A 26,085-nucleotide genomic window follows, 5' to 3' on the forward strand; every position below is an offset into this window, starting at 1 on the left:
GGCACGCAGCGCTTGCGTTGTATTGAGCATGGCCTATTGATTCTTCATCAGGGTTTCGACCGACGACTTCGACGAGTTGACCACGCCCATCTTGGCCTCCATGTCGAGCTGCGTGCTCGCGAGTTCGAGCGTCGCCTTCATCGCGGCAGCGGTCATCTCCTGCACCGACATGCTGTTCGCCTGACTGGACAGCGCGACCACGTCGTTCACCGACTTCTGGATCTCCGCATCCTGCGACGCCGCCATCTGCGCGATTATGTTGTTGCTCATGTCGTCCCCGCGATTGGGCGGCGCCATGCGCGGGTTCTGCATCATCGCCTTGAAGCGGTCTCCGGCCTGTTGCAGCGACGCGTCGCCGCCCGCGGCCGGCGCGGCCGCCTGCAGCGCGGCCACAATCTGCTGGTTGGTGACAGAAAGTGCCATGGTGAGCCTCTTGCCGTGGATGGGTTCGGGCGGCGTCGCCCAGATTCCAACGCGCTGATTCAAGCGTGCCGATTCACATGCGCCGGTTTAAATCCGCAGATATCCCTGCTGCGCGAGCGCCTCGTGGTGACTGGCCGGCGGAGGCGGCGTCGTGACGACAGGCGGCTCCTGCGGCAACTCGTCGTTGAGCGCGGTGATCGACAGCGGCACTTCGAAAGTGCCGCCGTTGCGATAGACGCGAATCGCCTCGCGCAGATCGTCGCGTGCCTCCAGCGCCCGCATGAGTTGCCGCGTGTCGCGATCGGGATTTTGCGCAAGCGCCGCGCTCGCCCACTGGCGCCAGCCCGCATCCCCTTTCACGGAAAGACAGAACGCGAGCAGCGCCTTCGCATACGAGAAATGCGGCGCGCCCTCGATCACGCGCGAGAACACGCGGATCGCGTCGTCCCAATGGCCGCGCTGCATGTACAGCACGGCTTCCATCGTGTCGAGCTCGGCCATGCGCGGGCGCAATAGACGCAGCGCGTCGAGTGTCAGTTCGATGTCGTAGGGATCTGCTTCGAGCGTCGGAAAGTTGTTGAGCAGCGCGCAGGACAGCGTGTCGATCAGACCGCCCACAATGGCCTGACTGCAGTTGAGGTAATCCGGCGTGGTGGTACTCATGGCGAGAACTCCTGCTGATGGCCTGGTCGACGAAGCACTGCGGCGCGACGCCGATCGAGGCATCGGCACGCGGCGCGCAGCGATGCACCAGGATACCGTCCGGCTCGCTCAGCCACATGCGCGATACGAAGCGAGCGCGATGTATGCGAAGTGCGAGCACGGCGGGACCGACGATACCGCGCGTGCGCGCTCTTCGTCGCTCGAGCTGACACAGCCCCTGCCCACCCCGCTCGCTTCGCTTCCCACACGCAGGCTTCGCATTCGCTGCGCCCTGCGCCGAGCGGCCCGCTACCGTCGGGCTACGAAGGCATGGGCGTCGCGTATCGGCATCACACGCGCCGGGCCGCGCGCATTTGGTGACGAGCGGAAAGGTCATGAGCGAAGAGAAAACCGAGCAGCCCACCGACAAGCGGCTGCGCGACACGCGCAAGGACGGCGAAACGTCGAAAAGCGCCGATCTGGTCGACGCCGCGACGATGGCCGCGGTGCTCGGCGTGCTCGCGTTTGCGGCAGCGCACTTTGGCGGGGCGCTGCGCTCCATTGTGAATATTGCGCTTGAATTCGTGTCGGGCAGTCACGATCAGCCGCTCATGTTCGGCAAGCTGTTCGATCTCGGCAAAGAGGCGCTGATCGTGATCGTCCCATGCGTCGGTGCGGCGGCGCTCGCAGCAGTGGCCGCCTTGATGCCGCAGGTAGGTTTTCAGATCGCGACCAAGCCGGTCGTGCCCGATCTCAAGCACGTCAGCCCCGTGGACGGCGTCAAGCGGATTTTTTCGTGGCGCACGGTAATCGACCTCGTGAAGATGATCGTCAAAGCCGCCATTATCGGCGCGGTGATGTGGTTCACGATCAAGTGGATCCTGCCGTTGATCGTCGGTTCGCTGTATCAGCCGCTGCCCGAACTCTCCAGGTTGTTCTGGTCGCTGCTTGTCAAACTGTGTGCCGTCGCCGTGACGGTATTCATCGTGATAGGGGTCGTCGACGTGAAGCTGCAACGCGTGCTGTTTCTGCGCAAGCTGAAGATGTCGAAAGACGAAGTAAAGCGCGAACGCAAGCAGATGGACGGCGACCCGAAAATCAAAGCCGAACGCAAGAAACTCGCGCGCGAGTTCGCCACCTCCGCCGCGCCCGCGCAGCGCGTGGGCTTTGCGAACGCGCTGATCGTCAACCCGACGCACTATGCGGTAGCCGTCCGGTATGCACCAGCCGAACATCCGCTGCCGCTCGTGATCGCGCGCGGCATGGACGAAAGCGCCGCGCAATTGCGGCGCTTTGCGCGCGACGCCAATGTGCCGATTATCGGCAATCCGCCGGTTGCGCGGGCGCTTTACAAGGTTGGAATCGACGAGCCGATTCCGCAGGAACTGTTCGAAACCGTCGCCGCGATCCTGCGCTGGGTCGACGCAATCGGCGCGCGGCGGATCGAGGGCCGCGAGGACCACAACGTCGGGAGCCGCGATGTTCAAGACACTTAAGCTGCCCGCCGGCGGTGAGATCGGCATTGCGTTGCTGGTGGTCGCCATCATCTCGTTGATGATCCTGCCGCTGCCGCCATTTCTGATCGACATTCTGCTTGCCATCAACATCACGATAAGCGTGACGCTGTTGATGGTGACCATGTATGTGCCGAACGTGGTGTCGCTTTCGGTCTTTCCCTCGCTGCTGCTGTTCACCACGCTGTACCGGCTGTCGCTTAACATCGCGTCGACCAAATCCATTCTGCTGCACGCGGATGCGGGCAATATCATCGAGAGTTTCGGCGAACTGGTGGTGGGCGGCAACCTCGTGGTCGGCATGGTCGTGTTCGTGATTATCACGACCGTGCAGTTCATTGTGATCGCGAAAGGCTCGGAACGCGTGGCTGAAGTCGGCGCGCGCTTCACGCTCGACGCGTTGCCCGGCAAGCAAATGAGTATCGACGCCGATCTGCGCGCCAATCTGCTCACGCCCGAAGAGGCGCGCCGCAAGCGCGCGACGCTCGCCGTCGAAAGCCAGTTGCACGGCGGCATGGACGGCGCAATGAAGTTCGTCAAGGGCGATGCGGTGGCCGGGCTCATCATCACGCTGATCAACATTATTGCGGGCATTGCAGTGGGCGTCGCGTATCACGAGATGTCGGCGGGCGAAGCGGCAAACCGCTTCTCGATTCTCTCGGTCGGCGACGCGATGGTTTCGCAGATTCCGTCGCTGCTGCTCTCGGTCGCGGCGGGCGTCATGATCACGCGCGTTTCCGACGAGCGCGACGCGCGCCCCCTCTCGCTTGGCGACGAGATTGGCCGGCAGTTGTCCGCAAGCGCCCGCGCACTTTACTTCGCGAGCTTGCTGCTGCTCGGCTTCGCCGCCGTGCCGGGCTTTCCGAGCGCACTGTTCCTGCTGCTCGCGGCGATCCTCGCGTTCTGCGGCTACCGCCTCGGCAAGAGCAAACCCGCGGCGACCACGCATGCCGGCGAAGCCGTCAACGCAATGCAGCGCGCCGGCTCCAAGGCCGAGACACCGGCCATTCTCACGCGTGCGCCGCAATTCACCTGTCCGCTCGGCGTGCGTATTTCGCCCGACCTGGTCGCGCGTCTGTCGACCAGCGCGCTCGACCGCTCGTTCGAAACGGAGCGCGCACGTCTGCAGGAATATCTCGGCTTGCCGTTTCCCGGCATCACCATGTGGACGAGCGACGCACTCCCCGCGTCGAGCTGCGAGCTGCTGATGCACGACGTGCCGTACTGCGCGATCGAACTGCCGCCTGGCAAGGTGATGCTGCCCGACCCGGCGCTCACCGGCTCGCACGACGCGGCTCGCGCCGACGCAGAAACGCTCGCCGCGCGCGGCGACCCGCGCGCGGAAAAACGCCGGGGACTCGACGGCGGCCCGGGACCCACGTGGTGGCTCGACGAAAAGAGCCTGCCGCCCAAACAATCGGCGTGGCGCGCGGAACAGGTGATTGCGCATGCGTCGGTAGCCATGCTGCGCAAGCACGCATCGCTCTTTCTCGGCATTCAGGAGGTGCAATGGATACTCGATCAGCAGAATGCCGAATATCCGGGCCTTGTCGCCGAGGTGCAGAAAGTCCTGCCGCCGCAGCGTATTGCCGACGTTCTGCGGCGCCTGCTCGAAGAGCAGATTCCGATCCGCAACGTCCGCAATATTCTGGAGAGCCTGGTGGTTTGGGGCGCGAAGGAAAAGGACATGCTCATGCTGACCGAATATGTGCGCGGCGATCTCGCGCGCTTTCTCGCGCATCGCGCGGCAGGCGCGGGCCGGCAATTGCCCGCGGTGCTGTTCGATCTGCCGGTTGAACAGCACATCCGTCAGGCGATCAAGCAGACGCCGACCGGCAATTTTCTTGCGTTGCCGCCGGACGAAGTGGGTTTTCTGATCGACCGCATTCAGTCTTTTGTCGGCGATACGCCGCGTGACGGCGTCGCGCTCGTCACGTCGATGGATATTCGCCGTTACGTGCGCCGTATGATCGAGGCGCGCCTTGGCTGGCTCGCCGTCTACTCGTATCAGGAACTGGGCGAGCACGTCGAGTTGCAGCCGCTTGGCCGCGTGACGATCTAGCCAATTCATCCTCGCCACTGTCACGCTCATGACCCTCATCGACTCGCGGCCGCTGCGCATCATTCCTGCCGATTCCGACCAGCGTCAGGCTGACCGCACCACGCGGGCACGGCGTTTCGATTACGCAGCGCTGGTTCGCCGCACGACGCGCTCGCCGCGCCCGCCGGTGTGCTCCAGCGAAGCCGCAGACGCGGCGCAAGCCGACTACGTGGCTGGCACAGCAGGCGGCAGCAATCGCGCCGCACATGAGCGCAGCTCCGACGACGCACAACCACGCGACGACGCACAAGCGCGCGATTCAAGCGCCGACACCGAAGTCGCTACGGCAGACGAAGGCGCACGCGCATCGGCAGCGGCGCTCGCCGCACACGACGCGCTCTTGCAGCGTCTGCCCGCGGCGACAATGCCCGCCGTCGACGCCCTGTTTCGCACGCAAGGCCACTTTCTCGAGCTGGCGCGCTCGCTCGCGCGCGAGGTCGCGGCCTTCTGCGCGGACCCGGCAATTGGCGAGGCGGGCAACTGGGAAGTGCGCATGGCGCTCGACGAGCGCATCCTTCCGCACACCACGCTTTATCTCTCTCTTTCGCGTTTCTGGTTGTCGCTTCGGTTCGACACGCGGGGTATCGAAACGCGCCAGTTACTCTTCGACCACAGTGCGATGCTCGAACGTGAGCTCGCTGCGCTGCTGAACGCGTGGGGCACGCCGCGCGACATCGAGCTGACGGTGTGGTGAGCGCACCGTCCATCGTTTATCCCGGCCGATGCTGGCCGCATCCTTGAACCGACGCTGCATGGCTTATTCGACCGCCGAACTGCGAGGGATGGAGGCTGCCGCCGAACATGCGGCGACGCATGACGCAGCGCATGGCGTTGGGCAGGCCGCTCTACGGGTTGAAGAAATTGGCGATGCCCAAGAGCTTCGCGAAGGCGACCGTGCAGGCGGCGTGAGCGAAGCCGACACTGCCAGTGGCCACCGCACCGTTGCGCGCGCGAAGCATGAAGCCGCCGCCCCAGCCGCGCAAACCACATTGCCTCGCGTCTCGCCCGCCACTACGCACACGGCAACAGCAGCCACTACGCCTAACGCGCCGATCTCCGCTTTGCCGCTTCGCGCCGTTGCGCCGCTGGCCGCGCGTGTCACGCGGCTCGTCTGCGATGCAGGCACTGCGCGACGCCTCGGGCGTGAGCTCGCCATTGCTGCATGGCAAGCCACGCTCGAAGCTTCATCCGACAGCAACAGCGACACCTTCGAACAACCGGGCGTGCTCGATCTGGCCCACCCGGCCGGCCCGATTCGCGTGCTGTTCGATCTGGCTGAGTACCCCGCGCTTCACATCGCCGCGCTGCCCGACGGTCTGCGTCCGGCCACGCCCGGCGACACGGCGCGCGCGTTGCGCATCGCGGTCGCGGGTGTGCTGCTCGAACCACTGCTCAAGCGTCTCGAAGCGCTCGGCCTTGCAGGCATGCACGTCACGCAACTTGCGCGGGGCATTCCACCCGCGTTCAATGAGCCTGATCCCCGGAATTGTGCTGCGTTCAGCGTGACTTTCTCGCTCGACGGAACACGGCATTGCGCGCGCGTGTTGCTCACCGCACCTGTGATTGACGCGCTCGAAGCCCTGCAAGCCGCATGTACGGTCCGTCATACGCCTCGTGCATTCGCGACGCACGCCGCATCGCAAGTGACACAAAGCGCGCCTGCATTTGCCGACTGCATGGTGCCGGGTCGTCTGATACTCGGCTCGCGACGCTTGCCAGTCGACACCTTGCGCGCGCTCGAAGCGGGCGACGTGCTGCTGCGTTCGCTGCCCGCCAGTCTGCGCGCGCTGCTGCCGGGCAGTGGCCTTGATGCCGATGAAGCCGACGAAGCCGGCGCCGCCCCCGCTGCGGCGGGTCACGTAGCGCCGTTCGCGCAGCCTGCGAACGCCACAGTGGCCTGGGGCTCGCCCGGCCTGATGCGCGTGCATGCGCCAGTCAACCTGGAAGGCCGCAGGCTTTCACTCACGAAGGAGCCCATCATGACCGATGAGCTGGACCCCGTTCGTCCGGACGACCTGCTCGCGCCAGATCAACATTCGAGCCCGATCGAAATCGGCGAACTCGATCTGCCCGTGCAGTTCGAAGTCGACACGGTCGCGTTGCCGCTCTCGCAACTTTATGCGCTGCGTCCCGGCTATGTGCTCGAACTGCCGACTCCGGTTGCCGAAGCGCAGCTCAAGCTGGTCACGCACGGCCAGACCATTGGCTATGGCGAACTCGTGACCGTGGGCGATCATCTCGGCATTCGCATACTGCGCATGGCGCACGGCGATGGTCCAGTTCAGTGACATTACCGGGCTGCTGATCGTCATTGTCGCGATCAGCCTCGTCCCTTTCGTTGCGATGGTCGTCACCTCGTACGCGAAGATTGTCGTCGTGCTCGGCCTGTTGCGCAACGCGCTCGGCGTGCAGCAGGTGCCGCCCAACATGGTGCTCAACGGCGTCGCGATCCTCGTCTCCATCTATGTGATGGCCCCCGTCGGCATGCAGGCCATGCAGTCCATGCAGGGTCAGGCGATAGCCGGCCAGCCGACCCAGGCGCTGATCCAGGTGTTCAGCGCGGCGCGCGAACCGTTCCGCACGTTTCTGCAAAAGCACACCAACGAGCGCGAAAAGCGCTTTTTTATCCGCTCGGCAAATGTGGTGTGGCCGAAAGAAGCCGCGTCGAGCCTGCATGAGAACGACCTGATCGTACTCGCGCCCGCCTTCACGCTCACCGAGCTCACCGACGCATTCAAGATCGGCTTTCTGCTTTACATTGCGTTTATCGTCATCGACCTGATCATCGCGAATGTGCTGCTTGCAATGGGTCTGAACCAGGTGACGCCCACCAACGTGGCGATTCCGTTCAAGCTGCTGCTGTTCGTCGTGATGGACGGCTGGTCGACGCTGATTCACGGCCTCGTGATGACCTATCGCTAGCGCGGCCCGCGCGCGCGAACCACTCGGGACAACCGGCACATGGATATCGACACGCTCGTTCGCTTCACGACTGAGGGCATGCTGCTGTGCATGTACATCTCGCTGCCTATCGTGATCGTGGCCGCGCTCGTCGGGCTCGGCGTATCGTTCCTGCAGGCGATCACGTCGATGCAGGACCAGACGCTGTCGCACGGCGTGAAGCTGATTGCGGTGACTATCGCCATCGTGATCGCCGCGCCGTTTTCCGCGGCGGCACTGCTGCACTTTGCCAACGAGATCATGCATACGGCGGTGCCGCAATGACGCGTGTCGGCGGTCACAGCCATGCGGCGTCGCTCGGCGCACAGGCACAGACGGTTCGCGAGCGTTCGCAGCAGGCCACGCTCGCGCGCTTTGCGGTGCTGTATCGCGGCACCGCTACCTTCGGCTATGCCCGCACCCAGCAGATGGCGATGCGCGGCTCGCTACTCGCACGCAAACTCGCGGCACTGAACGCACGCAAGCGCAATGCGGCACGCCGCACGGGCATGAGGCGGCCGCTCGTCGTGACTGGCAACGATGCACACGAGCATGCCGCCGACAGCGGCGACTCCGGGCGCATCCAACGCGACGGCGGCGGTGGTGGCCGCGGTAATGACCAATCGCCGCATGACGGTCGTGACGGTGCCGACCGTAACGGGAACATGCCGCGCGCGCAAATCCGCACGCGTATTGGACACGCGGTGATCGCGCCGCCCGCGCCGGGCGCGCTGCAAAAATACCTCTCTGCACAGGGGCTCTGTTCGGACCGGGATTTGGCGCAGGCGCTGCCGCGCCTGTGGTGCGAGACGCTGCTGGCGTTGCGCGATGAAGCCGCTGCGCGTCCGCAAGCGCGGCTGGATGCGCTGCTGCATGAGCACTTCATCGATCTGCTCGCCGTACAGCAGCAGACCGGAGCAAGCGGCGGTATAAGCGGCGGTATAAGCGGCGATGCAAGCAGCGGTACAAGCGGCGATGCGAGCATGGGCGCATGGCGGCAGCGCCTGATCGACGCATCGGGCGAGCGCGATGCAGCTCCGCAAGCCGGCACATCGGCGGAAAAAATCAGCCGCGCGGGCAGGCTCAATCTGCTCATGCCGCTCTTGCTGCTCAGCTACGGCAGGCCCTCGACACCGGCCATGCGCGAGCGCGCGATGAACGTCCGCATCGTGCAACGCGGCGCCGCGCTCACAGCCGCCCAACGCGGCTGACGCAGCCCTCTGCCCTGACGGGCGCGCGCGGTTTCGCTTTGCAGGTATCTGCTTCGCATTGTGTGCCGGAAGGTAATTGGCGGCGGCTAGAGTGAGTGTCGAAGGCGTGCCGCTGCACGCCGCATTATCTTCCAACGGGCTTTTCATGACGAAGCTGCTGCGTATCCTGACTGGCGTGCATGCCGGCGCGGAACTGCGTCTCAGCGCCGGCATTCACCGGATCGGCGCGGACGACGACGCCGATATCCGCATCTCCGACTGGCGCGGCGACGACGTGTCGCTTGTCGTCGATGCAAGCGGCGTGGTGAGCGCGCGTCGCATGCTGCCGGTCGTCGCGCTCGCGGAGGGTGAGCCCGACAGCGAGCCTTTATCCGACGCGGACACCGGCGCACATAACAGCACCCGCACTCACGCAAACGAAGGCAACAACGACGAGCAGGGAGCGCGCCACGCAGCGCAAAACGACGACGAACCGGGCACCGTCATCCTGCTCGAATTCGTGCCGATGCAGTTCGGCGACACCGTCATCTGCATCGGCTCCGACGACGCCGCGTGGCCAAGCGATCTCGAGCTGCTCTCCACGCTGCTCGTCAAGCCCGATCAAACGCGGCGCGCCGCCGAGCGCTCGCGCCGCCGCAAAATGACAGGTGTCGTCTCCGCTTGTGCAATGCTCGGCGCGGTACTGGTAATCGGCTCGGTCATGCTGACGACGGCCGTGAGCCGTGCCGCGTTGCCGCGCGACGCGGGCGACCTCGCGCAGCGCGTCAATCTCGAACTGGCTGCCGCGCATATGAAGGAACTGCATGCGCAGGTGCGCGGGTCGACGGTAACCGTGAACGGCATGGTGGCGACAGCCGACGAGGACACGCAAGTGCGCAAGATGCTGATGCGAATCTCGCCGGACCGTATCGTGCGGCACTATGACATTGCGCAGAACGACGTGCGCAACATCGCCGATTCGCTCGCCATGCAGGGGCTCAAGGTGACGTACGCGGGGCGCGGAGTCTTCGAGATCAGCGGCAAGGCGGCCAATCCGCGCGACGTCGAGGCGGCCGTTGCGCGAATGCGCCACGATCTCAGCGACAACGTGAAGAACGTGCGGGTGAGCGTCGCGCAAGCGGAAGACGCATTGCCCTCGGCGCCGTCGTTCTCTTTCCTGATGTCCTCCGACGACGTGCGCTACGGTCAGACGCCCGACGGCGTCAAGCATATCTACACGGTGCCGGAAGACCCGGCTTCGTCGGCGGCGACGGCGGCCGCGGCGAATGGTCTTGCCGGTTCCAGCGCGAACGGCGCGGCAAATCTCGCAGCCAACAGCGCGAGGAGCTTCGACACAAGCGCGACGGACAGCGCCGGCGAAGCACCCGGCGTGCATTCTCTAACGCCCGCACCGGCGGACAGCCCGGGCCTGGTTCGCAGCGGCGCCGCGCGCGGCGTGATGCAGCCCGTCGAGGACATTCCCGCGACGCCGCCCTCGCCCGCGACGCGCTCCGCGAACACCACCGCTTATCTGCCGCTACCGAAGTGAGGTTTTCCATGACGCAGACAACGAACATCTACGCACCGCTCGAAGCGTGCGCCACCGACTTCAACGATCTGCAGAAGACGCTCGCGGATCCCGCAGGCGGACCGCGTCTTGCCGCGATACGCGAGGCGCTGGAAGCGACCGCGAAAAACGTCGGCGAAGCACAGGGGGCGACCGAGTTGGACCGCAACGATCTGGCGAGGCTGTATCGCGGCCTGCTTGCCGCGGGCCGTATCGTCGGTCAGCTCGCGGACAAACGCGGCGCGGCCTGACGGCGCGCCACCGGCGCGAGCGCCGGGCACGAGGCTCGCCCTGTGCGGCGGCGGCTGGCTGTCACACAGGGCAGCATTTCTTTTTAACCGGAAAACGAGGAGGTCTTATGTCTATCGGTCCAGCAATGGGTGCGATCACCGGCATGGCCGCGCAAGGCAGCACGGCGGCCATCGGCGCGGCGCAGGCCACGCTGCAGATGTCGCTGGCGGGTGCCGTGGCCAACACCATGAAAACCGCGGGTCAGACGATCCAGGGCGGCACTGGGCACTAGCGCGCAAGCTTCGCAGCCCCACGCGTGCCGGTTCGCGAGGACCGGCCGCGCCGGTGCCGGCAGGCGCTCACGGCAGGGCTGCGGCCTACCGGTGTGGTCTGCCGCAGGCCGCCGGTTGCGCGATTGCGTCATTTGCGGGGCTGCGTCATCTTTTGCCGGCCGGCTCGCGGTTTTCCGCGCGCCGGCTTGTTGCGTCGTCCGTATGGTTTTTTGTGAGTTGCGCGGGCCTTTCAATTGGATACCCACGATAGTTCGGATCGCTATGCATCGTTGGTGCGCGACCTGTGCGCGACGGTCGGTCTTGCGGATGCCGAGCATGTGTTGCGCACACGCGCGGTCGAGGTGGAAGGCTTCGACGTGCGTCTCGAACACTTCGAGAACGATCTCGACGCGCTGTACGCCAACTTTCATTACGGCACCGTCACGGCTGGCCGCACGCTCGTCGTGTTCCGGCTGATGCTCGAGGCCAATCTGCTGATCTACGCGCAGGACCAGGCGCAACTGGGACTCGACACCGACACCGGCGGAATCGTGCTGGTGCTGCGCGTGCCGATGACGCACGACGTCGACGGCGCCGCGCTTGCCGACCTGCTCGCGCATTACGCCGAGCACGGCCGCTATTGGCGCAAGAGCATTATCGAGTCGACGGATGAAATGTTCGAAGGGATTGTGGCTGGCGAGTTTACGTGGCTGCGGGCTTGAAGTGAGTCGGGCGTGCGAAGGACGGCTTCAGCGGCGGGCGTGCACGAGCGAACCCGCGCCATGTGGCACCTGGACTGCTGACTGCAGCGCCGTGGCAGCGCCGCGGCGCCGCAGTCGACTCAGGTCGCGCCATGAATGACGTGGCCGACGTGCTTGGTAAATTCGACCAGCGCCTGAAGATTGTCGAGCAGTTGGCGCGCTGCCGCCGCGTCGAAGGCGCTGTCGCCGGCTGGCGGTGCCTCGGAGAATCGCGTTTGCACAGGCGGAACCGGCAACGTCCGCGCCCATGACGCAACGTCGTCGCGCTCGCGCGCGGCGCCCGGCCCGATCACCACGACGCTCGACTTGCGCAGAACGGGCAGCCTGTCGGCCTCCTTGCGCGATAGGCTGAATTTGACCGGGCCCTGCGGCGGCGGTATGTCGCGCAGCGGCACGAGTTCCCCAGCGAGCTTCGTGCTCGTCGGCACGAGCGCTGCGCGGCTGGCGGCTTTCTCGTGCGTCGCGCGGTTGTGCGTGCCTTCCATACCGCCCACGCTCGCCGCCGACCATCCGGCAATGGCTTTGCTGTTCACGGTCACAGTCTCCCAGGTTCGGCGCGGCAAACCGACGTGTGCCGCCATCGACGCACCTTAGCGCTCGCTGGCGCGCCGCGTTTCCCGTCGCGCGAAAAGGGAACAGGCGATGCGAAGCTTGAGCATTGCGTTGGGATGTTTGTGCGGATGCCTTTCTTTGGGGTTAGGCCGGCTGGTAGCAGTGGCAGTGGCTGGCGCCTTGTGCCTTGTGCCTTGTGCCTTGTGCCTTGTGCCTTGTGCCTTGTGCCTTGTGCCTTGTGCCTTGTGCCTTGTGCCTTGTGCCTTGTGGCTTGTGGCTGTGGCTATGGCTGTGGGCCGTGGCCGTGGCTGAAGGCCATGGCCGCGGTTGCGGCTGCGAGCCGTGGGCTGCGCGCTGCAGGCAGTGGCAGCAACCGCACGCCGCGCCCGCCCCATTCCGCACTGGCGTTAAAGGCGATGCACGCCTCGGCCTGCGCCGACACCTTCGCATAGGCGCGCGCACCTTCGCGCGGGCCGCTGCGCGCTCGGCCCGCGCATCGACAATCGCATCACATGCCGTGCGTGGAGGTTGCCGATGTCGCCATTCCGCTTTCCAGCCCTGATCGAATCCGCCGACCTGTTGATGCGGCCGCCCGAGCCGCGCGACGCCCAAGCGCTGTTCGACGAAATGCTCGGCGACGTCGAGACGACGCGCCATCTCAGTTTCAAACGCCACACGCAGTTGGACGAAACCCTCGCGTTCATCGACGATTCCACCCACGGCTGGCGCAGCGGTGAACTGATCCGCTGGGTTCTAGAGGACCGCGCAAGCGGCCGCCTCACCGGCATGATCGAACTGCGGCCGCATCCGCCGCGCGTCGAAGTGGGCGTGATGATCAGCCGGCGCGGCGGTGCGCGCCGCCGGCGCGCGGGGCTGCATGCACTGCGCAAGCTGCTTGCGTGGATGCTCGCGCAGCCGCCGATTCTACGCATCTACGCGTATTGCGCCGTGGACGGAGACGCGCACAGCAGCATGGAAAAACTCGGTTTCACGCTCGAAGCAAAGCTGACCAATTACGAATGCCGGCCGAATCTCGGCGTGCTCGCCGGCGACAGCTATCTCTACGCGATGACGCGCCCGTTGCAGGCGCCCGACGACACGCCCGCCACACGCTGGCTCGCCGAATACACGGCGCTCGACGCCGACTTCGAGCCGGGCGGCATCGACACTGCCTCGCATGCGCATGCACTCGCGCATGGTCACGCGAAGGGTCCGCAAATCGCTGCTTCGTGAATCGACGCCGCGCTTCGCATCGCGCGGCGCTGCATCAACCTGGCTGTCACATAGCGAGGACATAGTGCAACGCGGTCCACCTCTGCCGCGTCGACATGTTCCGCTATCGTCCGCTCGATGTTTCGTCCACCGACAACCTGCTGGACAACTCACCCAGCGCGGGGCAACCGCACGAAGCGCCCGCGCCGGTGCAGCCGACGCAGCGGCGCATGCCTGAGTGGATCCGCGCTTCGCTCGCGCGGCCCGCGCGAATCGTCGGCGCGCGGCGCGTCGAGTTGAGCACAGCGCTGTTTCAGCACAGCACGCATGGCGGCGCGTCCGGGCCCGAACATCACGTGCCGGGCGAGCGCCGCTTCCCGCCGGCCCACACCGCGCGACATGCGCGGCGCGAACCCGGCCCACTCGCGGACACAGGGCTGTTGGCCGCGCGCGCCGCGTCGGCATCGGCTTCGGCTTCGGCTTCGGCTTCGGCTTCGGCTTCGGCTTCGGCTCCAAGTGTGCTTGGGGCCGGGTTCGGCGTCGACGCGAAGTCTGGCGGCAACGCACACGGCCTGCCGGCTGCGCGTGAAAGCGGCGAACATGATGCAGCGGCATCGCTGGGGCCGTGCCTGGATGCTGTCGTGACACGAGCGGATCTCGCGGCCTATGTGCACAGGCGCTTCAATGCCCGCCCCGATCAGACCATCGATGCAGCAGCCCTCGCTGACCGTCTGTACCGACTATGCGCCACTGCTAGGCCTATCAACACTGCTGCGCCTCCGGGCAACGACGCCGCGCATGCCGACGCCGGGCATGCCGACGACGCCCAGGCAGCGCTGCGCGGCGCACTGCTCGCCGACGCGCTCGCCCGTGCAGGCGCGGCCGATTGCCGGGCAGCACATCTGACGATCGAGCGCATCGGCATGCTCGACTTCGCCGCGCCGAACCAGCGTCGCTCGGAAAGCAGCGCGGAACGCGACGCATGGCGCGCGGCGCGTGTGCTCGCGCGCTCCGGCGAAGGCCGCGAGATACTCGCGGCACTGCGCACGGCAACGCTCAATCCGTACCGCGATGAATTGCAGCGCTTTGGCATCGAGGTTCTCCTCACCAGCGCCAATGCACTCGAGCCGGTTGCTATCGACGACCCGCTCGCGGCCAGCGACCCGGCGTGCGCCCCGCTCGCCGCCCGCGCCTTCGATGCCGCGTCCACCCTGCTCGCATTCGGACGCGACGCGTTAAGCGCCGATCAGCACGGCGCGCTGTTCGCGTGGCGCCAGTCGTTCGGCGAAGACAGCCGCCATAGCGAGCTCTCGCAAACAAGGCAACGCCTCGCCCGCTTCGTCGGCAACACCATCCCGCGCGTCGGCGAAAAACGCTGGAAGACCTTGTTGCCGCGCATGTTCCGCGGCCGGCACGGCTCGCCGCTGTCGGCGCTGCGCTTGGGCACGCAGGGCGTGCCGCGCAAAACCATTGCCGCCGAACAGGCAAAGGTGCGCAAACATCTGCAGGCAGCGTTACCGCAATTGCTGCAAAGCCCGGCGCTGAGCCCGCGTGCCGCGCTCGCTCACGCGCGTCCGGAGGCCTCGCTCGCAGAACTCGCCGCGCTGTGCGTGTGGCTCGAACGCGGCGGCTTTCCGCCCGGCCGCCTGGACGACGACGCACTGCGCGCGATCGCCCAGCGCGCGCATGCGCTGTGCGAAGAAGCACTGCTGCCGCGGTCTGCCGACCAGCATGGCGCAGCCGCCGCGGCACACGTCGACGTGCCGCGGCGTGTACGCGCGCGGGCTCGCGAGGCGACCGTCAACTGGCTCGCGATGCCGCCGCAACAACTCGCGCGCACCAGACCGTTTCGCTCGATTGCGAAGCGGCCGTTCACCGTCGAGCGGCTCGCCGTGTGGGGCAAAGTCGCCGGCCTGCCGCACGACGCGCCGTTCTGGCACACGGTGAACGAACTGCGCACGGCCACACGGCACGAGCAGGACGCACGCGCCGCCAACAATGTCGACGACGTGCGCGAGACGCTGCTCGACGTGGCCGCGAACCTGCAATCGGGGCAGCGTCTGCGGCTCACGGACGGCGGCAGGCAAGGCATCAGCACGCGCGGTCTGAACCTGACCGTGGAAACCGTCCTGCGCGGCCACGGCGTGCCGGTTTCGCCGCGCCTCGATTTGCGCGCGTCGCGCACGCGCGAGGCGGTGGTGGACATCAGCCGCTCGACGCATGGCGCGGCGATTTTCATCGGCACTGCCAGGTCCAGCATGCGCCACGTCGGCGCGGGGCTTCTCATCGGCTATGACGTGAGCACCGCATTGACGGCGCTGCGCGCCGGCCTCGTCGCGAACGCCACGCTGCATGCGCGCGAACTGAGCGAGCCGCGCGGCGTCACGCTGCGCGTTGCACGCCGACCATTGCCCGACGGCAGCGGCTACGACGACGCGACGCTGCGCGCGAAGCTTGCGGGCGTCGTCGAGCATCTGTTCGACGAGTCCGGTGCAGCGCACGGCGACGGGCCCGAGGGCGTCTGGAACCGCCTTGCGTCACGCTACTGGGACGACCCGGATGTGTCGGTGAGCTGGACGGATGCGCACACGCTGGTTCGGCGACGCGGCGTCACCCTCGACGCAAACGCCACAGTCAAGGTAGCGACCTTTGGCGGCGAAACGCTGGTGGACCCGCATAGCGGCGAGCGAGCGCGTGCGTTGTCGGTACGCACCGGGCCGTCGGCGGGCGGCGGCTGGCAGCGCTCGCGCCAGAGTGCGGAAGTGGTCGAGAGGAGCGGCCGCGTGCAGGTCGAGGAGCACCGCGTCGGGATAGGCAGTCACTGGCAGTTGCGCGGCGGCATCGCGCCGGGCTTTTCTCATCCGCTCAATGCCGAGGGCCGCCACACCGTGGGGCTTTTTTCGATCGACGCGCCCGCCGCGACCGTGGCGCTGCGCGAACGCAACCGCTCCGCCAAGCTGCTGCTGGTGCGCGAGGACGGCCGGCTCAATCATCGCGGCTCGATTCTGGATATCGAGTATCAGGACGCGCGTACCTACACGCGCGCCGTCGACGCGGCACGCGGCGAACTGATTACGCTTTTTGCGGCGGAGGCCGTCGCGCGGAATCAGCGCAACGAGGCAGCGGGCGCGCGGCGGCTGGCGCATGATGCGCGTCATGCGCCCCATACCCCTCATGCGCCTCATGCGCCTACCCCCGAGGCGCAAGCCGCCGAGCGCATAGACGAGCATCTGGCGAACGTGCGCAGAAACCAGCGCCCCAATCTGACCTATGTGCAGCGCTACCGGCTGCGCCGGCACGCGGCGCTGCGACTCGACGCCAATCATGCGGCGCTCGCCCAGGCTGACGGCGACCCACGGCTGCAGGCAGAGATCGCCCAAGCCAACGCGCGCATTCTCGACGACCCGGCCACGTGGATGGCCACTGAACTGAAGGTGAAGGAGCGCAACGCGAGCGCCCGCAGCTTCGGGCCAAACGTCATGCTGCAACTGACGACGCGCACCGGCGCGCTCGGCGATCGCGAAATCGTGACCGAGGGCGTGCCGTTCGCGGTGCTCGAGACGTTGGATCGGTAAGCACCGTTGCGCTTCGTGCGTGTGGCGCGGGGTTCGCATGATCGGGCGCCGCTGCGCTTCCAACATACGACAATCGACTGATTGAGCCGTTTGGCGGCACAGGAGGAATCATGTCGACTCCGGTTGGCGGCAGTGCGCAAGCGCCCGATCCGCGCATCGAGCATGGGCAATATGGTCCGCCAGAATCTGAAGATGGCCGTTCGTCGCCCGGTGCAAAGTCAGCGGGTGGGGCGCAGGCCCAGCCGGGCTCCCATTCGCCGATTGACGGCCTGCCACGTGCGCAAAGCGGGCGGGCCGCAGGTGGCGCGCACAGGGTGCAATGGGGTATGGGCGCGAATGGCGGTCCTGCTAGCGCCGGCAGGCCCGCCGCCGCTGGCGGGCCATCTGCTGGCGGGGCCGGCGCATATGAATCCGGCGCCGCAGGACAGCCGCATCGTGCGCCGCCGCCTTATCCACCTTATCCACCCTATCCACCTCATGCGTCATATGCGTCATATGCGTCTCCTCCGCGGAACGCACAAACCGCGCAGAAGGCACCGAACTACCAGGCGCCTGGGCCAAGCCTGACGCCATCGTGGCAAAGCAGTACGAATCTGAAGCGATGGGCGATGGTAGCGAGCGTGATGACGATACCTTTGTTGTTGCCGCTCGGCATGATGGGCGGCGGCATGTCCTACGGTGCGATCTTCGGCCTCGGTTCGATCGCGGAAATGGGCCTGCTCGGCATGCTGCTGTTTCGCGGCAGCCGCGGCGCGGGCCAGTTCGCCGGGCGTTGGGCGCAACCTGGGCAGCAGACGGGTCCGTACGCCTCGCCGTGGCAAGGAGGACCGCAGGCGCCGTATGCGGGCGCGCCGGGCCCGGCGCCGTATGCGCCTCCGTATGCGCCTCCATATTCCCCTCCGTTTGCTCCTCCGTTTTCGCCTCCGCATGCCGGGCCGACGGGTTGGCAAGACACGGGTTCGCAACCCACGGGTTGGCCATCGAACGCCGCGGCACAAACCTCGCCTCCCGCGGGAACGCAGGGCGGCTCGTGGCAACAGCCGAACCCGGCATCGTCATTTGGCTGGGGGCCGCCGTTCGCGCCGCAGCCGCCGGCGTACCCTACTGCGGCACCTCCATCGGCAACGGGCGCCGGCTGGGCGCAACACCCCGCTGCCAACAGCGAGCCGCCGGCAATGCGCCCGCCGGCTCCGCCCAGGCCCACGTCGCCGCCTGCGGGATGGTCGACCGTCACTGACGACAGCGGCTTGGGCGCACGCCCTTCGCGCGGATGGCCGGCCGGACCCGAGGGGACCGGCAACGACGGGCATCGCTGAGCCCACTGCCCCACTTCGCTTGCCCGCAAACCGTTTCGCGCCTGCAAGCTTGCTGCATGGACGGATTTTTACGCTCGATCGGGTCAACCCCAATCGGACGCAGCCATGGCGCTTGCTCCCAGCGTGCAACAATTTCTCCTGCGACGCGCGAGCGCCGGCGCGCAACGCTTCGACGCCTTCGAGGTGGCCCACGCGCGGCAGCGCTTTGCTTACTACACGCCGCTTGGCGATGTCCCGCCGCGCGCGCTCGCAGCCGTCGAGGACCTCAGCATCGAGGCGCGCGACCATGCCCGGCTCGACGCGCGCATCTACTACCCCGCGCCGCCATGCTGGGCCGATCCGCAACCGGCGCTGCTGTTCTTTCATTCGGGCGGCTATGTGGTCGGCAGCATCGCGACCGCCGACGCCCTGTGCCGCACGCTTGCCGACGAAGCCGGTTGCGCAGTGGTCTCGGTCGGCTATCGGCTGGCGCCGGAAAATCGCTTCCCCCGCGCCGTCGACGATGCGCTCGACGCGCTCCACTGGCTGCATCGCAACGCGGCTTCGCTCGCCGTCGACGGCACCCGGCTTGCCGTCGGCGGCGAAAGCTCGGGAGCCACGCTCGCGGCGGTCTGCGCGGTCCACGCGCGTGACAGCGGCATTCGCCTCGCGCTACAACTGCTGGTCTATCCGGCGCTGTCGGCGGGAATGGAGACGCCCGCGCATCGCCGCTACGGCGATGGCTATTTCCTGTCGCTCGACATCATCCGCTGGATTCAGCGGCATTACCTCGCCGACGCCGACGACCGTCACGACTGGCGCTTCGCGCCGCTCGACGGCGAGCGCGACGCGCCGCGCGACTGGAGCTCACTCGCGCCCGCGTGGCTCGTCTCGGCGCAATACGACCCGCTGCAGGACGAGCACGCGCGTTACGTCGACAAGCTCAGGCGCTATGGCAACGAAGCAAGCGTTGTCTATTACCCGGGCATGATTCACGGTTTTTTCTCGATGGGCGGCATGATTCCGGAGGCATCGCTTGCACATCGCGACGCCGCCCGCATGCTGCGCTCAGCGTTGCACATTCCTTGACGCGGACACGCGTTCAATTCCGCCAGCACCTGTGCCCTGCTCGGGCAGCACGTTCCACGACCGCAGGATCGCCGCGATCTGCCGCGCGTAGCGGTCGCGCAGTGCGGGCGTCGCCGAATGGTAGGCGCCCACCGCCGCCCACGTGTTGCCGTACTTGACGATCATCCGGCGCAATTGCCAGGCGGCGATGTAGATGTTCTTGCACGGCGCCATCAGTTCGGCCCGTGTAATGCCGTAGCGCGACAGCGCGGCAAGATGAATCGAGTTGATCTGCATGACGCCGTAATCCGTCGAGCCGTTCGCGTTTGCATGCGTCGCCCCCGGCTGGTTGCGCGACTCCTGCCACGCGATCGCGCGCAGTATCAGCGGGTTGACGTGCTGATAGGCGGCGGCATCGTCGAAACAGTTTGCCCGCGCGGGCGTGGCGGCGCTCGCTGCGCAGGCGAGCGCGATCCCGGCGGCATACGCATGCACGCGCGATGCGCAACGCCCGCGCAAAGCGCGCGCGTCGACGCGATCACCCGGCCGGAAGGAGGAAAGAATCAGCGTTGCCATGAGAACGCGCATTGCGAATGGGGCCCTCATCTTGCCGCGAGCATTGCGCGCGACGCGCGCTTCGCGCGAACCGGGGCGCGCCCATGCGAAGCGCGGTGCGCTATTTTCCGTCCGGTATTGCCTATTCCATCTGCGCAGATTTGCTTACGGCAAAAGATCGGTTCGTCCAGTCCGCGCCCGCAGGTACGATGGCCCGGCGTATGCGTTCCCCACTTTTCCGCCTGCCATGTCCACGATCAAAACGCCGAACCACCGCCGCTCGTTCATCCAACTTTCGCTGGGCGCCGCGGCTGCGGCAGCCGTCGCCGCCACGCCGCTCGCCTTCGCGCAGACGCCGTCGAAAGGCGCCGCGCGCTCGTTGCGCATCGGAAATCAGAAGGGTTATCTGAATCTGCTGAAGGGTCGCGGCACGCTTGAGAAGCGGCTTGCGCCGCTCAACGTTTCGGTAAGCTGGACGGAGTTTGCCGCGGGCCCGGTGCAACTCGAGGCGCTGAACGTCGGCTCGATTGATTTCGGCGATGTGGGCGAAGCGCCGCCCATTTTCGCGCAGGCTGCCGGTGCGCCGCTCGCCTATGTCGCGGCCACGGTGCCGCGCCCGCAATCCGAAGCCGTGCTGGTGCCGCCGGGCTCGCCCATCCAGACGGTGGCGGATCTGAAGGGCAAGAAGATCGTTCTAAACCGGGGCAGCAACGTCCACTACTTTCTGGTCAAGCTGCTCCAGCAGCACGGCCTGCAATACGCCGACGTGAAAACCGTCTTTCTCGCGCCCGCCGACGCGCGCGCCGCGTTCGAGCGCGCCTCTGTCGACGCATGGGTGATCTGGGACCCGTTCCTTGCGGCCGCGCAGAAGACGCTCGGCGCACGCCTGCTCGCGGACGCGAGCGGCGTGGTGGGCAATCGCGGCTACTACTTCTCGTCGCAGAGCTATGTGGCGAAGAATCCCGACGTGATTGGCATCGTGATCGAGGAAATCGAAAAGATCGACCAGTGGGGCAGCCGCAACAAGGATCAGCTGTCGAGCGAACTGGCGCAGCTGTGGGGCCTGCCCAAAGGCGTGGTGGATGCCGCGGTGGCGCGCCAGCGGTTCGGCACGGAGCGCATTACGCGCGCCATTCTCGGCGAACAGCAGCAGATTGCGGACGCGTTTCTCGACCTCGGTCTAATCCCGAAACACGTGGACGTGCTGCGGGCCGGACCGCCGAATCTGGCCTGAGCGGCGGAATTCGAGCACCGCCGGGTCCGTGCTGCGGCCAGCCGCGAATCATGCGGCTGGCGCTTAAAAGCGCGTTGCATCTAACGCGCGGCAGCCGTGTCAATGAAAGGCCCGAGAAACCTCGGGTTGCTCTCGGAAGAGCCGTGAACTACATCTAAAGCCGGGGCGCGTGCGGTGCGTTCAGCGCGGCCTGGCTCGCGAGGGCCGCGCCCCGGCCACACAAAAGGAGACACCGTCATGGGTATGCGCCCCGATCCCACCTTCCATGCGTCGCCCCGGCTCGCTATGGACGCACCGGCGGAAGAATACGCGTACACGCTGTTGCTCAGCCCCGATTTCTCGCAGCCGGACGCGCTCGCCGTGATCGACGTGAAGCCCGGCTCGCCGACCTACAGCCAGGTGGTTCACACCGTGCCGGTGCCGAACAAGGGCGACGAATTCCACCACTTCGGCTGGAATGCGTGTTCGTCGGCGCTCTCGCCGCTCACGGGCCACGCCTTTCTGGAGCGACGCTATCTGATCATTCCCGGCATGCGCTCGTCGCGCATTTACATCGTGGATACGAAGCCGCATCCCACCGAGGCGAAGATCCACAAGATCATCGAGCCCGAGGAAATTTTCCGCAAGACGGGCTATTCGCGTCCGCACACGGTGCATTGCGGACCAGAAGGCATATACGTCAGCACACTCGGCGGCGCGGGGCCGGACGGCACCGACGGGCCGCCGGGCATCTTCATCATGGACTGCGAAACGTTCGAGGTGCTCGGCCGCTGGGAGATCGACCGGGGTCCGCAGCAGAAGCACTACGACTTCTGGTGGAACCTGCCGCGCGACTACATGGTGTCGAGCGAATGGGCGCTGCCGCCGCAATTCGAGAACGGTATCGTGGCCGAGGACCTGCTGGCGAACAAATACGGACACGCGGTGCACTTCTGGGACCTGCGCGCGCGGCGCAACGTGCAGACGATAGATCTCGGCGCGAATCACCAGATGGCGCTGGAGGTGCGGCCCGCGCACGATCCGAGCCGCGAGTATGGCTTTATCGGCGTGGTGGTCGACACGACCAACCTGGAAGGCTCGATCTGGACGTGGTGGCGCGAAGGCAGACAGTTCCATATCGAGAAGACGGCGACCATTGCGCCCGAGCCCGCCGACCCCGCGCAACTGCCGCCGTTGCTGCAAGGCTTCGGCGCGGTGCCGCCGCTCGTCACGGACATCGATCTGTCGATCGACGACAAATTCCTTTATGTCGCCTGCTGGGGCACCGGCGAAATGCGCCAATACGACGTGACGGAGCCGCGCAAGCCGAAGCTCGTCGGCTCGGTGCATATTGGCGGGATCGTGCGGCGTACGCCGCATCCGAACGGCGAGTCGTTCGCGGGCGGCCCGCAGATGGTGGAAATCAGCCGCGACGGCAAGCGTGTCTACTGGACCAATTCCCTCTACTCGACCTGGGACAACCAGTTCTATCCGAACGGCGTGCCCGCCGCACAGGTAATGGCGCATGCGGACCCGGCCGGCGGTCTCACGCTTGCCGACGATTTCTGGGTCAAGTTCCCCGACGGCTATCGCGCGCACCAGATTCGCCTGGAAGGCGGCGACTGCTCGACCGATTCGTTCTGCTACCCATCGGTGGGCGTTTGAGCGCAGGGTGGTCGCAGGCGGGACTGTGGCTCGCGGTCGCGGCAAGCGGTTGCTATCACGGTGTCAATCCGGCGATGGGCTGGCCGCTCGCCGTATCGAACGCGCTGTTGCAGAGGAAAGCGTCCGCGCTGCTGAGTGCGCTTTGCTGGCTCGCTGCGGGGCATCTGCTCGCCATCGTACTGATGATGCTGCCGTTCGCGCTGCTTGGCATGCTGCTCGCGTGGCAGCGCGAAATCCAGGCGGGTGCGAGTTTGCTCGTTATCGGCTTCGGCGTTCTTCTGCTGCTGTGGCGGCGTCACCCGCGGGTGCTCGCGCGCATTGCGCCGTCGCGGCTTGCGCTGTGGTCGTTCGCGATTGCGCTCGCGCACGGCGCCGGACTCATGCTGGTGCCGATCTACCTCGGCCTTTGCCGGGGCGAGCAGCTTGACCGCGCGCACCAGGCTGCGCAGGCTCTGATGCAGTCGCGGCTCGGCATGGCGCTCGCCGTGTCGGGCGTGCATGCCGCCACGATGATGCTGGCGGGCGGCGTCATTGCGTGGCTGGTCTACCGTTATCTGGGGCTCAGATTCGTGTCGCGCAGCTGGTTCAATCTGGACACGGTGTGGGCCTGCAGTTTCATTGTGGTCGGCGCGCTCGCGCTACTGCTCAATGCCAGCGATTTTTCGCGGTTCTGAACGGACAGGACGGCTGCGCGCGCCGCCCTGTGCGCCCGGTTCAGCGAACTTCGCGGCCCCCCGCCGCGTCCTGCGCCATACGTGCCATACGTGCCATACGTGCCATACGTGCCCTACATGCGGCATGTCCGATTTGCGCGATGCGCGCTACTCCGCGTTCGACGCTTCGCGCACGACAGCCGACACGCTGTCGAAGTTCCGGTCGCCCATGCGTTTGAGCACGGCGAGCACTTCGCCGTCCGCGCCGTTGCGTTGCGCGAGTTCGACCAGCTTGTCGCGCGTGGTCGGAAACTGCGCGCCTTCCAGCGCACGCGCGATTTCGTCCGGACGCGGTTCGTCGGGGTGGCGGTGGTTCTGCGAGCGAGCGGGATGCTGAGCCATATTCATCTCCTTGCCGGTGAAAAATGCTTCGTCACCGTGATTTCGCATAATGTGTGCCGCGCTCGTTTTTCCGCATCAAGTTGTTATGTAAGCTGCCGTTAATCTTGTCGATGTTCCAGGACAGATTCACGCGAACCTACAGAGACAACCATGCACTTTCTGCGCGCACCGGGCGCTTTTACCGCCTTTCTCGCCGTGTTGCCGATTACCCTTGCCGGCTGCGGCGGTGCAGCCAACCAGCAGCCTTCCATTAGCGGCAGCGTCTATCTCGGGCCGGTTGCGGGCGCGAACGTCGCGGCCTATGCGATCGACGCGAACGGACACGCTGCGGCGACGCCCGTTGCCACCATCGTCACGGACGCCAATGGTCACTTCGTGTTGCCGCGCGCGCTGCACTGGCCGCTGCTGGTGCGCGCGAGCGGCGGCAGCTACACCGAGGAAGCGACCGGCGCGAGCGCCTCTGCCGGCCAGACTGAGTTGACGGCGGTATATGTCCGCGAACCGTCGAGCATGGTCATCACGCCCTATTCCACCGCCGTCGTCACCGACGCGATGGCAGCCGGCGGCCTCACCGCGTCGAACGTGGCAGCAGCATCGGCGCGCGTGTCCGCGTTCCTCGGCGGCATCGATCCGCAGCAGACGGCGCCCGCGTTCGTCGCGCCCGGCGCCACTGCCGGTGCGCTCACGGATGGCAACCGCATGGCGCTCGCGCTTGGCGCGGAGTCGCAAAGCCGGGCCGACAACGACACAAGCGTCGCGGCCAGCGTCCAATATATCGTCGCGCAGGCCGCAAAAGGCGACACGCTCGCCGCCTGTCACGCGGGCGCGGGCGACGTTGCCGCGGACGGCTCGCTCGCCGCTCCCGCCGACGACACCTGTCATATCAGCAGCGGCGCTGCGAACTTCGCGGCGAATCCGCTTAACCGCTCGGGCGTCACGACGCTTTCCATGCTCGGCACCACCGCGGCATCCGGCCCGCAGACGGCAAGCGCGTCGGCCAATGCCTGCGGCGACCGCGTCGCCCTGCTCGAGCAGAACCGCTGGCTTTTCGAGGGCCGCAAGAACAGCGTGCAGGCGTCGCTCGTACCGGGCATGACGAGCAGCAACTGGTCGACCTATCCGACCACCAGCACGTGGGGCCCGCATGCGGCGATCTATGGCACGATCTCGGCGCCGTCGGCCTGCACGAATCTCGACACGTTCCGGCGCGAACTCGTGATGGCGATCGAGAACTACTGGGTCGACCAGAATCTCAACTACTGCCACCACCACATACCGGGCTGGACGCCGCCGGAAAACACCGCGAGCACGGACTATCGCGATTCGTCGGCGGGCAGCACGAGCGGCGGCTCGTCCGACCCGCATTCGCCGAAAATGACCTGCACCGCGCAGCGCGGCGCCGACGGTTCACAAAGCGTGCAGACCTCCACCGCGCAAACGCCGGCTGTGATCGGCACGGCGCTCATGTGGAACGGCGCGGACTGCTCGAACTTCACGTCGTGGGTGTACAACTTCGCGGGGCTCGCAACCAATCAGTTGTCCGGCGCAATCGGGGTGCAGGCATGCAGCACGCCGGCTTCGGGCACCGACCCGCTGACGGGCGTGCTGCTCGACATCAATCGCGGCAATCTGTCGAGCATGGAGCAATACCTGCTGCCGGGCGACCTGCTCTACATCACGCAAAAAGACACGGTGGGCAGCGGCAGCTTCGCCGCCGACTACAAGCTCGCGCACGTGATTACGTGGACCGGCAAGCGCTTTAGCGACCTGCAGGCGGGCGCGGACCGCGCGAAGTACGACCTGAGCCGCATAGGCCAGCCGGATTCGCGCCTGGGCGGCGACTTCCTCGCGCTACTCGGCCCGACCGACACCGCAGCCAACCTGGGTCAGCCAGGGCACGATCCGTGGATGATCATCGACAGTCACTACGCCGGTCCTGCGTATCGGCCCTTCCTCGGCTGGTATGCGGAGCGCCTGTCGCACGTGCGCCGCATCGTCGGTGCGGATCAGGTCGCGAGCGACCCGCATCTGGCCGACTACGTGATCAAGCCTTTGCCGCCGACTCGCAAGGGCTGGCTGACGCTCGCCTCGAAGCACGCCAACGCGAGTTCCACAAGCGGCTTCCGGCTCATCTACCAGACGGGCGGCACGCAGGCGTGCTACCAGGCGGGCACGCCTTGAGGGCGTAGCGCCTCACGCCGACGTAGCTCGCATCGTCTGACGATTGCGGCGTTACGTCGGCGAAAAATTTCAA

General features: G+C 66.5%; 24 protein-coding genes. 19 read left to right on the plus strand and 5 right to left on the minus strand.

Annotated features, from left to right (window positions below):
* Positions 1 to 33 precede the first annotated feature (33 nt).
* Together JNB89_RS00065 and JNB89_RS00070 are read right to left on the minus strand one after the other, a co-directional pair.
* On the minus strand, positions 34 to 423 hold the full coding sequence (locus tag JNB89_RS00065) for a type III secretion protein HrpB2 (protein ID WP_220360795.1): 390 nt from the start codon (positions 421 to 423) through the stop codon (positions 34 to 36).
* A gap of 87 nt (positions 424 to 510) precedes the next feature.
* The gene (locus JNB89_RS00070; protein ID WP_220360796.1) at positions 511 to 1,086 is read right to left on the minus strand and encodes an HrpB1 family type III secretion system apparatus protein; all 576 of its coding nucleotides are present in this window, start codon (positions 1,084 to 1,086) and stop codon (positions 511 to 513) included.
* 374 nt (positions 1,087 to 1,460) lie between these two features.
* On the opposite strand from JNB89_RS00070, the gene sctU reads away from it, so the two are divergent.
* The 11 genes from sctU (at position 1,461) to JNB89_RS00125 (ending at position 11,602) form a co-directional block, all read left to right on the plus strand.
* Positions 1,461 to 2,561: a type III secretion system export apparatus subunit SctU gene (gene sctU / locus JNB89_RS00075; protein WP_220360797.1), complete on the plus strand. Its 1,101-nt coding sequence runs from the start codon at positions 1,461 to 1,463 to the stop codon at positions 2,559 to 2,561.
* Positions 2,545 to 4,641: a type III secretion system export apparatus subunit SctV gene (sctV, locus tag JNB89_RS00080; RefSeq protein ID WP_220360798.1), complete on the plus strand. Its 2,097-nt coding sequence runs from the start codon at positions 2,545 to 2,547 to the stop codon at positions 4,639 to 4,641. The genes sctU and sctV overlap by 17 nt, the downstream gene beginning before the upstream one ends.
* Positions 4,642 to 4,669: 28 nt before the next feature.
* The gene (gene sctP, locus JNB89_RS00085; RefSeq protein ID WP_220360799.1) at positions 4,670 to 5,374 is read left to right on the plus strand and encodes a type III secretion system protein SctP; all 705 of its coding nucleotides are present in this window, start codon (positions 4,670 to 4,672) and stop codon (positions 5,372 to 5,374) included.
* A gap of 58 nt (positions 5,375 to 5,432) precedes the next feature.
* Positions 5,433 to 6,968, plus strand: a complete 1,536-nt coding sequence (sctQ, locus tag JNB89_RS00090; RefSeq protein ID WP_220360800.1) for a type III secretion system cytoplasmic ring protein SctQ — start codon at positions 5,433 to 5,435, stop codon at positions 6,966 to 6,968.
* Entirely contained in the window at positions 6,952 to 7,602 is a 651-nt protein-coding gene (gene sctR / locus JNB89_RS00095) for a type III secretion system export apparatus subunit SctR (RefSeq protein WP_013341120.1), read from the plus strand. The genes sctQ and sctR overlap by 17 nt, the downstream gene beginning before the upstream one ends.
* A 39-nt stretch (positions 7,603 to 7,641) precedes the next feature.
* Positions 7,642 to 7,905: a type III secretion system export apparatus subunit SctS gene (sctS, locus tag JNB89_RS00100; protein ID WP_220360801.1), complete on the plus strand. Its 264-nt coding sequence runs from the start codon at positions 7,642 to 7,644 to the stop codon at positions 7,903 to 7,905.
* On the plus strand, positions 7,902 to 8,831 hold the full coding sequence (locus JNB89_RS00105) for a hypothetical protein (RefSeq protein WP_220360802.1): 930 nt from the start codon (positions 7,902 to 7,904) through the stop codon (positions 8,829 to 8,831). Before sctS ends, JNB89_RS00105 begins: the two co-directional genes overlap by 4 nt.
* 145 nt (positions 8,832 to 8,976) lie before the next feature.
* Positions 8,977 to 10,359, plus strand: a complete 1,383-nt coding sequence (locus JNB89_RS00110) for a secretion protein (protein WP_220360803.1) — start codon at positions 8,977 to 8,979, stop codon at positions 10,357 to 10,359.
* 8 nt (positions 10,360 to 10,367) lie between these two features.
* The gene (locus tag JNB89_RS00115; RefSeq protein WP_135892138.1) at positions 10,368 to 10,628 is read left to right on the plus strand and encodes a type III secretion protein; all 261 of its coding nucleotides are present in this window, start codon (positions 10,368 to 10,370) and stop codon (positions 10,626 to 10,628) included.
* Positions 10,629 to 10,735: 107 nt separating this feature from the next.
* Positions 10,736 to 10,900, plus strand: a complete 165-nt coding sequence (locus JNB89_RS00120) for a hypothetical protein (RefSeq protein WP_006047110.1) — start codon at positions 10,736 to 10,738, stop codon at positions 10,898 to 10,900.
* Between the two features lie 234 nt (positions 10,901 to 11,134).
* Positions 11,135 to 11,602: a CesT family type III secretion system chaperone gene (locus tag JNB89_RS00125; RefSeq protein ID WP_013341125.1), complete on the plus strand. Its 468-nt coding sequence runs from the start codon at positions 11,135 to 11,137 to the stop codon at positions 11,600 to 11,602.
* Between the two features lie 119 nt (positions 11,603 to 11,721).
* On the opposite strand, the gene JNB89_RS00130 is transcribed toward JNB89_RS00125, so the two are convergent.
* Complete coding sequence (locus JNB89_RS00130; protein ID WP_346656176.1) at positions 11,722 to 12,174, minus strand: hypothetical protein; 453 nt, start codon at positions 12,172 to 12,174, stop codon at positions 11,722 to 11,724.
* 553 nt (positions 12,175 to 12,727) lie between these two features.
* Here JNB89_RS00130 and JNB89_RS00135 point away from each other — a divergent pair.
* The 4 genes from JNB89_RS00135 to JNB89_RS00150 all read left to right on the plus strand — a co-directional run bounded on the left by JNB89_RS00135 (position 12,728) and on the right by JNB89_RS00150 (position 19,364).
* Entirely contained in the window at positions 12,728 to 13,426 is a 699-nt protein-coding gene (locus JNB89_RS00135) for a GNAT family N-acetyltransferase (protein ID WP_220360805.1), read from the plus strand.
* Between the two features lie 95 nt (positions 13,427 to 13,521).
* Positions 13,522 to 16,980: an autotransporter gene (locus tag JNB89_RS00140; protein WP_220360806.1), complete on the plus strand. Its 3,459-nt coding sequence runs from the start codon at positions 13,522 to 13,524 to the stop codon at positions 16,978 to 16,980.
* A 620-nt stretch (positions 16,981 to 17,600) separates the two neighbouring features.
* Positions 17,601 to 18,296, plus strand: a complete 696-nt coding sequence (locus JNB89_RS30950) for a hypothetical protein (RefSeq protein WP_223216659.1) — start codon at positions 17,601 to 17,603, stop codon at positions 18,294 to 18,296.
* Between the two features lie 105 nt (positions 18,297 to 18,401).
* Entirely contained in the window at positions 18,402 to 19,364 is a 963-nt protein-coding gene (locus tag JNB89_RS00150) for an alpha/beta hydrolase (protein ID WP_220360808.1), read from the plus strand.
* On the opposite strand, the gene JNB89_RS00155 is transcribed toward JNB89_RS00150, so the two are convergent.
* Positions 19,344 to 19,919 (minus strand): lytic transglycosylase domain-containing protein, encoded by a 576-nt coding sequence (locus JNB89_RS00155; protein WP_220360809.1) that lies wholly within the window; start codon positions 19,917 to 19,919, stop codon positions 19,344 to 19,346. The genes JNB89_RS00150 and JNB89_RS00155 overlap by 21 nt on opposite strands.
* A 226-nt stretch (positions 19,920 to 20,145) precedes the next feature.
* Between JNB89_RS00155 and JNB89_RS00160 the strand changes: the two genes are divergently transcribed.
* From JNB89_RS00160 to JNB89_RS00170, 3 genes are all read left to right on the plus strand, one after another.
* Positions 20,146 to 21,132 carry a sulfonate ABC transporter substrate-binding protein gene (locus JNB89_RS00160; RefSeq protein ID WP_220360810.1) on the plus strand — a complete coding sequence of 329 codons (987 nt, stop codon included), beginning with the start codon at positions 20,146 to 20,148 and terminating at the stop codon, positions 21,130 to 21,132.
* A 237-nt stretch (positions 21,133 to 21,369) separates the two neighbouring features.
* Positions 21,370 to 22,776 carry a selenium-binding protein SBP56-related protein gene (locus tag JNB89_RS00165; RefSeq protein ID WP_220360811.1) on the plus strand — a complete coding sequence of 469 codons (1,407 nt, stop codon included), beginning with the start codon at positions 21,370 to 21,372 and terminating at the stop codon, positions 22,774 to 22,776.
* On the plus strand, positions 22,773 to 23,450 hold the full coding sequence (locus JNB89_RS00170) for a hypothetical protein (protein WP_220360812.1): 678 nt from the start codon (positions 22,773 to 22,775) through the stop codon (positions 23,448 to 23,450). The genes JNB89_RS00165 and JNB89_RS00170 overlap by 4 nt, the downstream gene beginning before the upstream one ends.
* Positions 23,451 to 23,597: 147 nt before the next feature.
* Here the strand turns inward: JNB89_RS00170 and JNB89_RS00175 are convergent, their stop codons facing one another.
* Positions 23,598 to 23,831, minus strand: coding sequence for a DUF2795 domain-containing protein (locus tag JNB89_RS00175; protein ID WP_135892128.1), 234 nt, complete (start codon positions 23,829 to 23,831; stop codon positions 23,598 to 23,600).
* A 150-nt stretch (positions 23,832 to 23,981) separates the two neighbouring features.
* On the opposite strand from JNB89_RS00175, the gene JNB89_RS00180 reads away from it, so the two are divergent.
* Positions 23,982 to 26,012 (plus strand): hypothetical protein, encoded by a 2,031-nt coding sequence (locus JNB89_RS00180; RefSeq protein WP_220360813.1) that lies wholly within the window; start codon positions 23,982 to 23,984, stop codon positions 26,010 to 26,012.
* The last annotated feature ends 73 nt before the right edge of the window (positions 26,013 to 26,085 follow it).

Source organism: Paraburkholderia phenoliruptrix, from assembly GCF_019511605.1.
In the GTDB taxonomy this organism is placed as follows: domain Bacteria; phylum Pseudomonadota; class Gammaproteobacteria; order Burkholderiales; family Burkholderiaceae; genus Paraburkholderia; species Paraburkholderia phenoliruptrix_A.